Origin of the sequence: Vulcanococcus sp. DEBay_Sum22DG08_74, from assembly GCF_017852955.1 — a bacterium.
Classification (GTDB): domain Bacteria; phylum Cyanobacteriota; class Cyanobacteriia; order PCC-6307; family Cyanobiaceae; genus Vulcanococcus.
Genome location: NZ_JAFMKL010000008.1, coordinates 1 through 14,696, shown reverse-complemented (window position 1 = coordinate 14,696; position 14,696 = coordinate 1). Strand labels below are relative to the sequence as shown.

General features: G+C 63.9%; 16 protein-coding genes. 9 read left to right on the top strand and 7 right to left on the bottom strand.

Translation table 11 applies throughout. The features are described from left to right. Window positions 1-165 precede the first annotated feature (165 nt). Window positions 166-570: a preQ(1) synthase gene (queF, locus tag QZ184_RS02300; protein WP_010315295.1), complete on the top strand. Its 405-nt coding sequence runs from the start codon at window positions 166-168 to the stop codon at window positions 568-570. Here the strand turns inward: queF and QZ184_RS02295 are convergent. The 7 genes from QZ184_RS02295 to QZ184_RS02265 all read right to left on the bottom strand — a co-directional run bounded on the left by QZ184_RS02295 (window position 558) and on the right by QZ184_RS02265 (window position 8,593). After that, the gene (locus QZ184_RS02295; RefSeq protein WP_010315297.1) at window positions 558-1,838 is read right to left on the bottom strand and encodes a cytochrome c biogenesis protein ResB; all 1,281 of its coding nucleotides are present in this window, start codon (window positions 1,836-1,838) and stop codon (window positions 558-560) included. The genes queF and QZ184_RS02295 overlap by 13 nt on opposite strands. 25 nt (window positions 1,839-1,863) lie before the next feature. After that, window positions 1,864-2,580, bottom strand: coding sequence for a cytochrome c biogenesis CcdA family protein (locus tag QZ184_RS02290; protein ID WP_010315299.1), 717 nt, complete (start codon window positions 2,578-2,580; stop codon window positions 1,864-1,866). A gap of 23 nt (window positions 2,581-2,603) precedes the next feature. After that, window positions 2,604-3,785, bottom strand: coding sequence for an FtsW/RodA/SpoVE family cell cycle protein (locus QZ184_RS02285; RefSeq protein ID WP_247477074.1), 1,182 nt, complete (start codon window positions 3,783-3,785; stop codon window positions 2,604-2,606). Between the two features lie 105 nt (window positions 3,786-3,890). Next, window positions 3,891-4,091, bottom strand: a complete 201-nt coding sequence (locus QZ184_RS02280) for a phycobilisome linker polypeptide (protein ID WP_247477076.1) — start codon at window positions 4,089-4,091, stop codon at window positions 3,891-3,893. 32 nt (window positions 4,092-4,123) lie between these two features. Then, window positions 4,124-4,612 (bottom strand): allophycocyanin subunit beta, encoded by a 489-nt coding sequence (gene apcB / locus QZ184_RS02275; RefSeq protein ID WP_247477078.1) that lies wholly within the window; start codon window positions 4,610-4,612, stop codon window positions 4,124-4,126. Between the two features lie 41 nt (window positions 4,613-4,653). Beyond that, window positions 4,654-5,139, bottom strand: a complete 486-nt coding sequence (locus tag QZ184_RS02270; protein WP_247477079.1) for an allophycocyanin — start codon at window positions 5,137-5,139, stop codon at window positions 4,654-4,656. Between the two features lie 412 nt (window positions 5,140-5,551). Further along, on the bottom strand, window positions 5,552-8,593 hold the full coding sequence (locus QZ184_RS02265; RefSeq protein WP_296416469.1) for a phycobilisome rod-core linker polypeptide: 3,042 nt from the start codon (window positions 8,591-8,593) through the stop codon (window positions 5,552-5,554). Window positions 8,594-8,756: 163 nt separating this feature from the next. Here QZ184_RS02265 and QZ184_RS02260 point away from each other — a divergent pair, with 163 nt between their 5' ends. From QZ184_RS02260 to atpA, 8 genes are all read left to right on the top strand, one after another. Further along, window positions 8,757-9,977, top strand: coding sequence for a class I SAM-dependent methyltransferase (locus tag QZ184_RS02260; RefSeq protein WP_296417972.1), 1,221 nt, complete (start codon window positions 8,757-8,759; stop codon window positions 9,975-9,977). 257 nt (window positions 9,978-10,234) lie between these two features. After that, window positions 10,235-10,519, top strand: a complete 285-nt coding sequence (locus QZ184_RS02255; RefSeq protein ID WP_296416474.1) for a hypothetical protein — start codon at window positions 10,235-10,237, stop codon at window positions 10,517-10,519. 50 nt (window positions 10,520-10,569) lie between these two features. Continuing rightward, a complete protein-coding gene (gene atpB, locus QZ184_RS02250; RefSeq protein WP_010315316.1) occupies window positions 10,570-11,298 on the top strand; it encodes a F0F1 ATP synthase subunit A in 729 nt (242 codons plus the stop codon). 170 nt (window positions 11,299-11,468) lie between these two features. Further along, window positions 11,469-11,717, top strand: a complete 249-nt coding sequence (gene atpE, locus QZ184_RS02245; RefSeq protein WP_010315318.1) for an ATP synthase F0 subunit C — start codon at window positions 11,469-11,471, stop codon at window positions 11,715-11,717. 129 nt (window positions 11,718-11,846) lie between these two features. Beyond that, window positions 11,847-12,308 (top strand): F0F1 ATP synthase subunit B', encoded by a 462-nt coding sequence (locus QZ184_RS02240; protein WP_010315320.1) that lies wholly within the window; start codon window positions 11,847-11,849, stop codon window positions 12,306-12,308. Then, window positions 12,305-12,823 (top strand): F0F1 ATP synthase subunit B, encoded by a 519-nt coding sequence (locus QZ184_RS02235; protein ID WP_247477087.1) that lies wholly within the window; start codon window positions 12,305-12,307, stop codon window positions 12,821-12,823. The genes QZ184_RS02240 and QZ184_RS02235 overlap by 4 nt, the downstream gene beginning before the upstream one ends. Beyond that, window positions 12,823-13,371: an ATP synthase F1 subunit delta gene (gene atpH, locus QZ184_RS02230; RefSeq protein WP_010315322.1), complete on the top strand. Its 549-nt coding sequence runs from the start codon at window positions 12,823-12,825 to the stop codon at window positions 13,369-13,371. Before QZ184_RS02235 ends, atpH begins: the two co-directional genes overlap by 1 nt. A gap of 52 nt (window positions 13,372-13,423) precedes the next feature. Further along, window positions 13,424-14,696 (top strand): F0F1 ATP synthase subunit alpha (gene atpA / locus QZ184_RS02225; protein WP_296417970.1); only part of this gene is annotated, 1,273 nt, incomplete at its 3' end.

Here is a 14,696-nt window from a genome sequence, read left to right as displayed (position 1 = left end):
GCTGGAGATGGGGGAATTCTCTCAGGAAAATCCGGCGAGGAAAGGTCTTTGCGGACCTTCTGAAGCCATTAGGGCGCAGTCTTTCGGCGGGTGATGTGACCGTTGATACCGCACTTGGTTGACGGGCTGCGATGCGTAGCATCCGAAGTCAGGACGAGCGCTTGGATGACTGCGACCGCAACAACCCGTACCCCCCTCTACGGAGAGCGCGCCATTGCCGAGGCGGAGCTGATCTGTTTCGACAACCCCCGGCCTGAGCGCCCCTACGAGGTGTCGATCACCCTGCCGGAATTCACCTGCAAGTGCCCGTTCTCGGGTTACCCCGATTTCGCCACCCTGCGCCTGATCTATCAACCCGGTCCCCGGGTGATGGAGCTCAAGGCGATCAAGCTCTACGTCAACAGCTACCGCGATCAGTCGATCTCCCATGAGGAGGTGACCAACCGCATCCTCGATGACTTCGTCGCGGCCTGCGCTCCGGTCTGGATGCAACTGGAGGCCGATTTCAATCCGCGGGGCAATGTCCACACGGTGATTCGGGCCTGCCACGGCACCCGTCAGCCCTGCTGAACCTCCGCGATCAGCAGCGGCAATTCATTGGCCAGGGCCGTCAGGTTGCGGTTGCAGAGACCGGCAACGTGGAGCTTCTGGCCACCGGCCTCGGCGATCGCCCAGATCTGACGGGTCGCGATCAGGCTGAGGGCACCGCCGGCCAGGGCGATGGCAAATCCGCCGTAGACCAGGGGCACCCCGGGGTCCCGTTTGAGCAGGATGCCGCTGGCTGGGACCACACCGGCCACCCGCAGCGGAATTCCCTCGACCTCAGCGGCGTCCCCCCCGGGGATCAGGGTGGCCAGGATTTCAGCGTCGGCGGAGTAGGCCGTCACCGGACCTTCCTCACTGGAGAGAGCCAGAAGCACCGGGTTGCTGCCATCGGGCCGGGTGGGTAGGACGATCCCCCAGACCTGTTCTCCGAGCTGGGGAAAGCTTTGAAGCGGCAGCTCCAGGATTGGGCTCTTCCCGAGTTGCACCTTGATGGCGGAGAGGGCCCAGTCCGCCTGATACAGGGTCATGCCGCGGTAACGCAGCGGATGGTTGACGCTGATCTCCGCCTGGGAGACCTCCTGGCCTTGGCTTGGGGTCAAGGTCAACTGGGAGCGGAATTGTTCCGGGCGTCCCGCCGGGTCCCGCTCCACGCCGAAGCGCTCCAAGCTGACGCTGACCTGGGTTTCACCGCGGCTGTTCAGCAGCTCCAGCTCGTTGCCAGGGGCGAGAAACCGCTCCAGACGTTGGCCGCCGAGGGATCCCCAGGCGGCCCCCACCATCAGGACCACCAGACCGGCGTGAACAAGCAGTGGGCCGACCCGTCCCAATACGCCTTTGCGGGCCGCCAGGCGATCCCCCTGGGGTTGGAGTTCCCAGCCACGGCTCTGAAGCAAGGTCTCAAGCCGCGTCAGGCTGGCCTTGGGGTCGGGAACGGCGATGGTCTCCGCCAGGGTGAGCTTGCTGAGCTGACGGGGGGTTTGGTAGTCGATCCAGCGCAGGGCGGCCTGTAGGGCCGGCCACTGGCGACGCCAGCTGCAGAGGATCAGGGCGAGCCCGAGCCAGGCCAGCAGGGCGAGGAACCAGCTGCTCGAATACACATGATCCAGCTGCAGCGAGAGGATCGCGTCACCATTGAGCAGTCCCAGCCAGGGTTCTGGGTCATAGACACGGTGGTACAGCGCGGCGGCTTCCTTCTGCGGCACAAAGGTCCCCAGTCCGCTGGCCGCGGCGATCAGGATCAACAGGCCAATGGCCACCCGCAGGTCAGAGATCCAGGCGATCAGTCGCTTCATCGGTGGGGTGGAAGGAAAGCTGGGGTTAGGTCCAGCGGGCCAGCAGGGTCAGGCAGCCGGTCAGCAGCAGCACGGCCCCGCTGATGGGCGGTACCCATTGCCCGAGGGAGCGCAGGGCCAGGAGTCGGGGGGCCCAGGCCGCAGCGGTGCCCGCCAGCAATAGGGGCATCACCTGTCCAGCGGCAAAAGCGGTGAGCAGCAGGGCACCGGTCAGGGGGGTCCCGGACTGGGCGATCCAGGCCAGCAGGACCGCCAGCACAGGGGTGGTGCAGGGGGAGGCCGCCAGGCCAAAGGCCAGGCCTGCGGCCAGTGGGGCCAGCGCGGGTGGCACCCGCTGCCGCCACTGCTCCGGATCGGGCCCCGCCGGCAGCTGCAGGGGCACCAGGCCCAGCAGGTTCAGACCCATCACCACCGCCAGGAGGGCCACCAGGGTCGGCACAACACCAGGGACCTGGCCATAGATGCGGCCTAGGGCGCCGCTGCCCAGGCCCAGGAGAACCAGGGAGCCGACGATGCCGCTGCAAAAACTCAGGCTGCGGGCCCAGGGACGCTGGCCGCCGCGGTCAAAGCCCGCCAGGTAAGCCAGCGTCACAGGCAGCAGCGAGAGGGAGCAGGGGCCCAGGCTGGTGATCAACCCACCGGCAAACACCAGCCCCACGGTCAGGGGCCCGGGATGGGCCAGGGAACTGCTCAGCAGCTGCTCACCACTGCGGGCCCAATCCGCTAGGGCCTGAGCCAGCATCAAACGGTACGCAGCGCGAGGGGTCAGCCTATCGGCATGCTCTGCCGCTTGGCTTGGATCCGGCGGTTGCGGTGGGGCTTGCCGGGCTCCAGACCGGCCCCCTCCAGGGAGCAGCGCAGCAGGAGGCCTGCGGTGAGCAGGCTGGAGAGGAGGGAGTTGCCGCCGTAGCTGATCATCGGCAGCGGTAATCCCGTGGTGGGCATGGCACCACTGGCCACGGCGATGTTCAAGATCGACTGGCCGACCAGCAGGGTGGTGCAGCCGATGGCCACCAGCCGCTGTTGGTTGCTTCTGCAGCTCAGGGCAATGCGCAGGCCGACAAAGCCAAAGAGCAGCAGGAAGACCAGCAGCAGCAGGGATCCGACGTAGCCGAACTCCTCAGCGAAGACCGCGAAGATGAAGTCGGTGGTCTGGATCGGGAGGTACTGCAGCTTCTGTGTGGACAGGCCATAGCCCTCACCCCAGAGACCACCGGAGCCGATGGCCAAGAGGCTCTGAACCAGCTGATAGCCATCCCCCTGGGCATCTTTCCAAGGGTTGAGGAAGGAGGTGACGCGAATGCGCTGGTATTCGTTGATCGAGATGCTTCCAACCGCCACCGCCAGGCCAGCGCCGGCGGTGCCGAGCATGGCCCAAAGCGGCAGACCCGACCCGAGTGCCATCAGCCAGAGCAGGATTCCGCAGAGGGATGCGGTACTCAGGTTTGGCTGTTTGAGGATCAGTCCGAGGGTCACCACAAAGACCCCGAGCCAGAGCACCTTTTGATCGATGGAAATGCGTCTCCAATGGGAGAACAGGGCAGCTCCCTGGAGGACGAGAAAGGGCTTGATCAGTTCGGTCGGCTGGATCTGAATCGGGCCGATCACCAGCCAACGGCTGGCGCCATTCACCGTGCTGCCGATCACCAGGGTGAGGGCGACGAGAACGCTTCCGGCCAGTAGGGCTGGACCGGCCATGCGCAGCCAGCGCCTGAGGTTGATGCTGATGCCGGCATAGAGCAGGCCCCAGCTCACCAGCATCCAGATGGCCTGGCGCTTGAGGTAGTAGCTGGCATCCCCCATCTCCCGGGCGGCGACCCACCAACTGGCGGATCCCAGGACAGCCAGGCCCAGGAGGCACCAGATCGCGATCATCCCGAGGAGCAAGCGTGCCTCTGCGGGCCAGTGCTCAAACGGCACGGGGAGCCACGGTCGCTTAGCGGGCAAGGGGGTGCGGAAATCAGACACTGACTATCCCGTATTTCTCTGGCGCTTGCCAACAAAAAAGCCCGGCAGTGCCGGGCTTTTGAAGAAGGTTTCGGCCTGAAGGAATCAGTTGCCCAGGTTCACCTGACGGCGACCAGCAACGAGTTCAACTTTCAGGATTTTGCCCCCTTGCTTCATGATCCGCTGCTGTTCAGCGAACCAGCTTTCATAGGGCACCCACTTGGTGAAGAAGGTGTTCTGCAGCTCGCGCTGGGAACGGGTCTTCTCCGGGCAGGGAATGCAAGCTGTGATTTTGAAGAGGCGCATGGATTGATCCGCAGGTTTGCCGAAGGCAGGGATCAGTTACCCAGGCCGGAGCTGATGTAGTCGAAGTACACGCCCATTTCACGGCCTGCGTCAGGACCCACCAGGGAAGCGGTCACTTCCTTCATGGCCTGGATGGACTGAACGGTGGCGCCGATGGGCACACCCAGGGAGTTGTAGGTCTCCTTGAGGCCGTTCAGAACGCGCTCGTCGAGGATCGAGGTGTCACCAGCCAGCATGGCGTAGGTGGCATAACGCAGGTAGTAATCCAGGTCGCGGATGCAGGCTGCGTAGCGACGGCAGGTGTACATGTTGCCGCCGGGACGGGTGATGTCCGAGTACAGCAGCGACTTGGCCACAGCTTCCTTGATGATCGCGGAAGCGTTGGCGCTGATGGTTGCAGCGGCACGAACGCGCAGCTCACCGCTGGCGAAGTACTGCTCCAGGCGCCCCATGGAGGAGCTGTCCAGGTACAGACCCTGAACGTCGGCCTGGTTGATGACGTTGGTGATTGCGTCTTGCATGGAACCTGTTCGAAGAGGCGGGGATCAGAGAGAGAGCAACCTCAGGAGAGGGCGCCGACGACGTAGTCGAAGTAGAAGCCAGCCTCTTCGGCATCAGCACCGGTGAGCAGGCCCATGGCGGCGTTCTTCATCTCGCGCACGGCTTCAGCCATGGCTTCGAGGGGAGTGCCGAGGGAGCGATACATCTCCTTGGCGCCGATGATGCCGATCTCCTCGATCGGGGTGACATCGCCGGCGATGATCCCGTAGGTCACCAGGCGCAGGTAGTAGTCCATGTCCCGCAGGCAGGAGGCGGTCATCTCTTCGCCGTAGGCGTTGCCGCCGGGGGAGATGACGTCGGGACGCTTCTGGAAGAGGGCGCCGCCAGCGGTCTTGACGATGCGCTCACGGCTCTCGCTCAGGACCTGGGCGACGCGAAGACGGCGCTGACCGCCGCTCACGAAAGCCTTGATCTGGTCGAGTTCGCCAGGGCTGAGGTAGCGGGCTTCGGCGTCCGCGTTGATGATCGAGTTGGAGACGATGCTCATGCAGTTCTGCCTCGAAACAAGCGGTCGCCTGAACGGTGACCGATATCCGGTGGGTAAGGGGGAGTCTCCAGCCTTGAGCGATGCAGTGACCTGCGTCGACGCGAGCTGAAGGAGCGACAGCTGAGCTGTGCGCCGAATCATTCTGTGGCAACGCCCCGCGCCGTCCTGAGTCCCGGTAACAGTTCTTCACGGCGATTATTTTTGCTTGAAACCCTTGCCGGCACTGGGTTTCTCTTGATCGAAGACTACGTTCAGGCTGCGGCGGTTGCTAACAGCCAGATTTGCTTCATGGCTCCACTGAATATTTATCTTTGTCTCAATCTTTTTCGCTTCATTGTTAAGAATGCCCATTAAAAAGCCGGCTCGTTAGAGCCGGCGAGGTGGACAGGGTCTGGATCTGAGGCTGGACTTCTCAGCGCCCCACTGGATTGAGTGCGGCATTGCCGCCGTAGAGGGCGGCTGTGCGGTTGACCGTGCTCAGGGGGATCCCGTTGCTGGTGCCCATGCCCCTGAGGTAAGGAACGGTGTCGCGACCGAAGTTCTCGGCGTAGGCCGGATTGTTGAGCACGCCGTCGATGGCGGTGCGCATGCCCTCAACACAACGGGTGTTGAGGAAGGCGCTCGTTTCATCGGCCTGCGCTGCCCGACCCAACAGGGCGATATGGGCGGCGGCGGCGGCCTTGAACGGTGCCATCCGGTTCAGTCGGCTGACGAACAGGTCACAGCCAGCAACCCGAGCGACAAACTCGGCGACGCACAGGCGACCTTGACGGAGCTGGGATTCGGCATCCCCCAGTTGTTCTGAAGCCAGGGGCTGGCGACCGAGCAGCTGGCGATAGACCGCCTCGATCACCTGTGTGACTTCAGCGCTGCTGGGATCCATGGAGAGCTTCACGGCGGTGCCGAGGCTCTTGCGCTTTCCGAAACCTTGCAGGGTTCCAGGCTTCAGTGCCTTGGCCATGGCAGCCCGGGGCTGCTCGGCGTTAGCGCCAGCTCCGCCAGTCGACACAGCGGCATTCCAGCCACTGCCGAAGCTGCTGCGGGCGGGGACCGCCGCGGCTGCAGAGGGGGCCGGGGCAAAGCTGGTGATCCCTGCCGCGCTCCAGGTGGGAGCTGCGCCGCCACCGGGTTGCCAGCGGGGAGCGCTCCACTTGCGCTCGGGGGAGGGCTTGGTCTGGACGGAATCGGGGCCGGAGCGCTTGGACGGTGCTGGAGCCAGCTGCTCTCCACCGGTCAGGGTGGCGCTCCAGCCGCCACGCACGACGCTGGTGCGGCCCTTGAGGTTGCGGGGGGTCAGCGAACTGCTGTCGCGGAAATCGCTTGGGGGCGTGACCTCAGGGCGAATCCGTGGGGTGATGTCGGCGTAAGCCGCTGCGTTGAAGGCGCGCTTCAGCGAGGGCACGCGACGGGTGTTGAGGTCGTTCGGGGTAATGAACCGCTCATAGGGAACGGTGTCTTCGCCGAAGGTCTCGCTGTACTCGCTGCTGTTGAGCATGGCGTCCACCACGCCGTAGAAGCCCTTGCGGGCAGCCACGTCGAAGTAGCTGTCAATTTCCCAGCGGCCAAAGGTGGGGCGGCCCAGCAGGCGGCGGTGCATGACCTCGATGGCCTTACAGATGTAGAGGCCACTCCAATAGCGACGGCGGAAGGCCTCGCTTCGTGCCACCTGGCGAATGAATTCACGCAGGCTCAGGTCACCGTTCTCGAGCTTGATTTCCTCGACGGTGTTGTGCTCGCCGGCGTAGCCGGTGTTGCCCAGGACCTGGACATAGACGGCGCGAATCACAGCCTGCGTGCTGGATTCGGTGTTGCGGATGCTGGGTTGACCGCCGCGACGGGGAACGGAGTTGCCGCCGGTGGCGATCTGCTGAAGCCTCACCAGCTTCGGCCCTGCCTTGCGGGGGGTCGATGCCCGGAACTGCGGGCTGTTCATCTGGCCCGGCTGGCGCATGCCGTTGCCCACCAGGATGCGGCGGGTGTCGTAGCTCAGCGGTGCCGGACGGGTCGACACATTGGCGGTACCCGAGGGGAAGATCGCGCCGTAGTTCAGGCCCAGAGGATCGTTGCCGCCGCCATAGGGGTGCTGATCGGCGTAGGGCTGGCGGTAGCTGGCGTAGAGGGTGACGTATTGGGGAGCGCCTTCAAAGGGAGCGCTGAAGCGGAACAGCTTGCGGTTGGATCCCCAGCCGGCGCTTTCCTGTGCTTCCTCGCCGATGTCCCGCAGGTAGGGAACGGTCTCCTCGCCGAACACCTGGGCGTACTCCATGGTGTTGATCAGCGAATCCACGAGGCCCTTGAGGCCCTGGGCGCTGACGATGTCGAAGTAGCGGGTGAATTCCTCGCGGGAGCTGATGCCCCGGCCCAGGAAGTGGCGGAAGGCCAGCTCAACGGCACGGCTATTGGAGAAGCGGCCGTAGAACTGCTGTTGGTATTCCTTGCTGTGGCCGAGGGAGCGGATGAACTCCCGCATGGAGATGTCGCCCTGGCGCACCTGGGTGGCTTCCACGGGGCAGGGCACCTGGCTGTAGGCCTTGGCGATGTCCCGCTCGAAGATCTGGCGGTAGGCCGCCCGCACCACTTCTGCTTTCTGGCCGCCACTCATGGCGGGCCTCATGATGAAGCGCTGGGCCTTGCCCTGGGCCGCCAGGGCGTAGATCGCAGGCAGCTGCAGGCCCTGGTTTTCGGGGCTGCCCAGGCGCTGGCGGGCCGAGGGGGTTGGCACGGCCAGCTCTTCGAGCAGGACGTTGAAGCTCTCGATCAGGAGTTGACGGGCTTCGGGCAGGTCCTTCAGCAGTTCAGCGGCACCGGCACGCATTTCCTGCAGGGCCACGTTGGTGGCGGCCAGGGAACAACCCTTCTCCAGGACATCGCGGAGACCACGGGTGTTGACCCGCAGGATGCTGGGATCGCCAGCCACGACGGCGTAACCGACGTAGCGCAGGAACCAGGCCAGGTCGCGGATGGACTTTTTCATCCGCTCGGTGCCATAGATGGCCACCGAGATCGGGTTGAAGCCCGTGGGCAGAACCACGCGGACATCCGCGTCACCGCCCGCTCCCTCCAGGAGACGAGTAAAGGCATTGCCGCGCTCGGTGCTGCCGCTGGCGCCAGCGAAGGTCTGCACGGAGCGCTGGAACGCGGCTTGGTCGGCCGCGAGTGGGGTCTGGGACCCCGCCGCCACTGGGTTCAGAGGCGCATCGAGATAGGAGAGCGGGGTGCCGCCCGCAAAGATCCGGTTGGCCGCCCGAGCGACGATGGCTTCGGCATTGGCCGAGACGCGACGGGCCGCCTCAACCCGGAGCTGGCCGCTCTGGAAGAAGTTCGTGAGGTTGCTGAGCTCGCCCCCATCCGGGAAGCGGTCCTGCTGCTCCGCCTGACGGACGCTGGAGAGCGGCAGGGTGTCGTAGCGCTGAGGAGCAACCCTGCTGCTGCCGCTGCTGGCGGTCACAGTCATGGACGAAAGCGAACCTGGCCTGGGCACGTTACGGCTGGCCCTCTGGCCTCCTGGCAGGCCATGAACAAATGTTTGCAGCCCGTTGTGGGTTTGCTCGAGCGGCAAGGCCGGGACATGAAATGCTCGGCCTCAGCGGATCCACCTTCTGACCCGCTTCCAGCCCATGACTCAGGCCCCTGCTGATGCCGCCACCCCGGTGGTGAGCGACTTTTACGACCGCTTCCCCTATCCCGGGGATCCCCTCCAAGACGGCCCACCGCCCGGATACAACTGGCGCTGGTGCGTTGACGCTGCCTACTCGGCCAGCACCGGTGCCTTGCCTGCGGCCCGTTCGAGCGCTGAGCCCCTCAGGATTTTGGATGCGGGCTGCGGGACGGGGGTCAGCACGGACTACCTCGCCCATCTCAACCCGGGGGCAGAGATCCTCGCGGTCGATATTTCGCCGGGGACCTTGGAGGTGGCGCGAGAGCGCTGCCGGCGCTCCGGTGCCCTGGACCGAGCCCAGGTCCGGATCGAAAACAGGAGCCTGCTTGAGCTGGCGGGAGAGGGGCCGTTCGACTACATCAATTCCGTTGGGGTCTTGCACCATCTCCGGCAACCGGAGGCCGGGCTGAAGGCCCTGGCTGCCTTGCTGAAGCCCGGTGCCTTGCTGCACCTCTTCCTCTATGCCGACGGTGGCCGCTGGGAGATTCATCGCACCCAGCGGGCGCTCACCGCGATGGGCGTGGGGACCGGCGCCGATGGTCTGCGGTTGGGGCGTCAGCTCTTCACGGAGCTTCCTGAGCACAACAGGTTGAGGCGCCATCACGAGCAGCGCTGGGCGATCGACTGCGCCGCCGACGCGAACTTCGCGGACATGTATCTCCACCCGCAGGAGACCAGTTACAACCTCGAGCGCCTGATGGCCTTTGTGGCGTCGGCAGATCTGGACTTTGCCGGCTTTTCCAATCCGGAGGTCTGGGACCCCGCGCGGCTGCTCAAGGGTGAATTGCTGGAGCGGGCTCAGGCTCTTCCACCCGAAGCGCAGTGGCGTTTGGTGGAGGATCTGGATCCCGACATCAGCCACTTCGAGTTTTTCTTGAGCAAGGGTCCAGTTCAGAAGCAGCGCTGGGATGAGGACAGTGATCTACTGGCGGCCCTGGGCTGCCGAAACCCATGCCTCTGGGGCTGGCCAGGTCGCGCCCTGTTGGATTCCGACATGGCACCTCTGGACCTGAGTGCCGAGGGCTTCAGCCTGTTGCAAGCGCTCGAGCAAGCACCGGCAGATACTCCGCTGGGTCAGCTCCCATTGGACTGGTCAACGGCTCAGATCGCCTCTGTCGCAAGGGAACTGCAGCTACAGCGCGTTCTTCTGCTTCGCTCAGGGCCAGGCGTCAGCGCGTGATAGATTCCGCGCGCCTTTTCAGAGCAAAGGCGCCTTTGTTGGCTGCTTCATCACCCCAGTCAGATCCGGACTCTCACCTCGAGGGGCTGGACGCACTGGATGACACGGCGAGCCAAGAGACGGTTCCTTCTCCCCCTCTGGAAACAGAGTCCTCTGGGTCCTCTGCTGTCGCTGAAACCGAATCGGTTCCCGCTGATAGTCCTGACCTGGCTGACTTTGAGAGGCTTCAACGTCGCCTGATCCTCGCCACCTTGCTGGTGTCCGCCATTGCGGTCCCGGCCACGGCCCTGATCTACGACCTTCACATCGCCAGCAGCTTGCTGGTCGGTGGCCTCGCCGGCGCTCTCTACCTCAGGCTTCTCGCCCGAAGTGTTGCGAAGCTCGGCAACGGTTCCAAGAAGGTGGGCAAGTTCCAGCTTCTCGTCCCTGTGGTTCTTGTTCTGGCTGCAGCTCGCCTGCCCCAGCTCGAGTTGTTACCAGCTCTGCTTGGTTTCCTGCTCTACAAGCCCGCGGTGATTCTTCAGGCACTCACAGATCGCTGAGCGCCAAAAACCTTTTCAACGTCGCATTTGCGACCCCGAACGTCGACCCGATGGGTTCCTTGCCACTCGTTCTTCCCTTTGCCGAACTGGAGGTGGGTCAACACCTCTATTGGCAGCTGGGGAATCTCAAGATTCACGGCCAGGTGTTTCTGAGCTCCTGGGTTGTGATCGGAGCCTTGCTCGCCTTTGTCGTGGTGGGCACGCGCAAGATGGAGCGCGATCCCCGTGGTGTCCAGAACCTTCTGGAGTTCCTCTGGGACTACATCCGCGACATGGCCCGCGAGCAGATCGGCGAGAAGGCCTATCGCGATTGGCTTCCGTTCATCGGCACCCTCTTCCTGTTCATCTTTGTGAGCAACTGGGGCGGCGCTCTGGTGCCCTGGAAGCTGATTCATCTGCCCAGTGGCGAGCTTGGTGCTCCGACCGCTGATATCAACACCACCGTTGCCCTGGCGCTGCTGGTGTCCCTGGCCTACTTCTATGCAGGCCTGAGCCGGAAGGGCTTCCGCTACTTCGAGTACTACGTGGAGCCGACTCCGATCATGCTCCCGTTCAAGATCGTTGAGGACTTCACCAAGCCCCTCTCGCTCTCCTTCCGTCTGTTCGGAAACATCCTTGCCGACGAACTCGTCGTTGCAGTGCTGGCCTTCCTCGTGCCTCTCGTGGTGCCCCTGCCTGCGATGTTCCTCGGCCTGTTCACCAGTGCCATTCAGGCGCTGATCTTCGCCACCCTCGCCGCCTACTACATCGGTGAAGCGGTGCACGAAGAGCACCACTGATACTCATCAGTCCCCCTGCCTGATCGGGGTCACCCGCTCTGGCAAACTCCTTGCGCGCAGGTCCGGTTCAATCCGGGCCCATCTCGGTTCAGTCCAGATGTCCCAGGCGCAGGGATAACGTCCCGGTCCCAATCCGCGCTCTCCCAGCGCCCTACATCCTTCGTTCCACCATGGATTCCATCACCTCCGCCGCGTCTGTTGTCGCTGCTGGTCTGGCCGTCGGCCTCGGCGCCATTGGCCCTGGTATCGGTCAGGGCACCGCTGCAGGCGGCGCTGTCGAAGGCATTGCTCGTCAGCCCGAAGCTGAAGGCAAGATCCGCGGCACCCTGCTGCTGTCCCTGGCCTTCATGGAAGCTCTCACCATCTACGGCCTTGTGGTCGCTCTGGTGCTGCTGTTCGCCAACCCCTTCGCTGGCTGATCGCGCTTGAGGTGACGAGGGAAGGGCGGCCTTCAGTTCGCTGAACCGCCCATCCCCTCAACCTTTGCCTCAGCCTTTCGCTTCCGCCGCCGTTTTGCGGCCCGCTTCAACCGCCCGCACCCCTGCCTCATGACCAGCTGGCTTTTGCTAGGTGCAACGGAGGGAGGTCTCTTTGACCTCGACGCCACCCTGCCTCTCATGGCAGTTCAGGTGGTTCTCCTCACCTTCATCCTCAATTCCCTGTTCTTCAGCCCCGTTGGACGGGTCGTGGAAGAGCGGGAGGGTTACGTGACCACCAGCCGTGCGGAGGCCAAGCAGAAGCTGGCCCAAGCCGAACGCTTGGAAGCTGACCTCAAGGAACAGCTCAAGGACGCACGTCTGTCCGCCTCGAAGCTGATCCAAGAAGCGGAAGCTGATTCCGACAAGCTTTATCGCGAGGCTCTGGCTGCAGCAACCGCTGACGCCAACGCCTCCCGTGAGCAGGCACGCCGCGAGATCGATGCCCAGCGCGAGTCGGCCTTGGGCCAACTCAAGACTGACGCCGACAAGCTCGGTGACCTGATCGTCGACCGTCTGCTGGCCGCCCGATGACCATTCCTTCCCTCTTCGCCAGCCACGGTGGCTTTGGTCTGAACCTCAACGTGTTCGAGACCAACATCGTCAACCTGGCGATCGTGCTCTTCGGCCTCTACAAGTTTCTGCCCAACTTCCTGGGCAGCATCCTTGAGCGCCGCCGCGCGATCATCCTGGCCGACCTGAAGGACGCTGAAGAGCGCCTCAGCTCAGCCACCGCTGCCCTCTCTCAAGCCCAGCAGGATCTGGCCGCTGCTCAGCAGAAGGCCGAACAGATTCGTGTTGACGGCAAGGCTCGCGCTGAAGCGATCCGCCTTGATTCTGAGAAGCGCACCATCGATGAGATGGCTCGTCTCAAGCAAGGTGCTGCCGCTGATCTCGACGCTGAGGCGTCCCGCGTCAGCAACCAGCTCCGCCGTGAGGCGGCTCGCTTGGCCATTGAGAAGGCTCTCGCCACCCTGCCCGGCAAGCTCAATGCTGAAGCCCAGGCGCAGTTGGTGGATCAGTCCATCAAAACGTTGGGGAACGCCTGATGCCGCTGCTCAACACCATTACGACCCCCTACGCCGAAGCGTTCCTGCAGGTTGCTGACAGCCGCAAGGAAACCGACGAGGTGGTGGATCAGGCCAAGGCCGTTCTCGGCCTCTGGAATGAGTCGGCTGATTTCCGGGAAGCCATGGGCTCTCCTGTGATCGAGGTTGACGCCAAAAAGGCGGCCCTTGAGAAGCTGTTCGCTGAGCAACTCAAGCCCTCTTTCCTCAATCTGCTGAAGCTCCTGGCTGATCGCCAGCGCATCGGCATGCTCGACGCGGTGCTGGATCGCACCCTCGAGCTCTACCGCGAGCAGCGCAATATCGCTCTCGCCTCTGTCACCTCTGCCTCTGCTCTCACTGAGGAGCAACAGGCTGAGCTCAGCAAGAAGGTTCAGGCCGTGGCCGGTACCGACAAGCTGGAGATCAATCTGAGTGTCGACCCCACTTTGATCGGCGGTTTCGTCGTCAAGGTCGGCTCCAAGGTGATTGACGCCAGCCTCGCGGGTCAGGTGCGTCGCCTCGGACTGGCGCTGGCCAAGGTGAGCTAGCTCCGCACCCGAACCCCTTTCTCACCCCTCGTCCTCAACCCCAACGCCTCCCATGGTTTCCATCCGCCCCGACGAGATCAGCGCGATCCTCAAGCAACAGATCGCTGATTACGACAAGTCGGTTTCCGTCAGCAACGTCGGCACCGTGCTGCAGGTCGGCGACGGCATCGCCCGCGTCTATGGCCTCGAGCAGGTCATGGCCGGTGAGCTGATCCAGTTCGAAGACGGCACCGAAGGCATTGCTCTCAACCTCGAAGACGACAACGTCGGCGCGGTGTTGATGGGTGAGGGTCGCGGCATCCAAGAGGGCAGCACCGTCAAGGCCACCGGCAAGATCGCCTCGGTGCCCGTCGGCGACGCCATGCTCGGCCGTGTGGTGAACCCCCTGGGTCAGGCCATCGATGGCAAGGGTGATATCCCCACCAGCGAGACCCGCCTGATCGAATCGATGGCGCCTGGCATCATCCAGCGCAAGTCGGTGCATGAGCCCATGCAGACCGGCATCACCGCCATCGACGCGATGATCCCCATCGGTCGTGGCCAGCGCGAGCTGATCATTGGCGACCGCCAGACCGGCAAGACCGCCATCGCGATCGACACGATCATCAACCAGAAGGGCGAAGACGTCGTCTGCGTCTACGTCGCTGTCGGCCAGAAGGCTGCCTCTGTGGCCAACGTTGTTGAGGTGCTCCGCGAGAAGGGCGCCCTCGATTACACCGTGATCGTGGCTGCGAACGCCTCCGAGTCCGCTGCTCTGCAGTACCTGGCTCCCTACACCGGCGCAGCCATCGCTGAGTCCTTCATGTACAAGGGCAAGGCCACCCTGGTCATCTATGACGACCTGACCAAGCAGGCCCAGGCCTACCGTCAGATGTCCCTGCTGCTCCGTCGTCCCCCCGGTCGTGAGGCCTACCCCGGCGACGTGTTCTATTGCCACAGCCGCCTGCTCGAGCGCGCCGCCAAGCTGAGCGACGCCATGGGCAAGGGCTCCATGACCGCCCTGCCGATCATCGAAACCCAGGCTGGTGACGTCTCGGCGTACATCCCGACCAACGTGATCTCCATCACCGACGGTCAGGTCTTCCTGAGCTCCGACCTCTTCAACTCCGGTCTCCGCCCCGCCATCAACGTGGGTATCTCCGTGAGCCGAGTGGGTGGTGCTGCCCAGACCAAGGCCATCAAGAAGATCGCCGGTACCCTCAAGCTTGAGCTGGCTCAGTTCGATGAACTGGCCGCCTTCTCCCAGTTCGCCTCCGACCTGGATGCTGCGACTCAGCAGCAGCTGGCCCGCGGTAAGCGTCTCCGCGAGATCCTCAAGCAGCCCC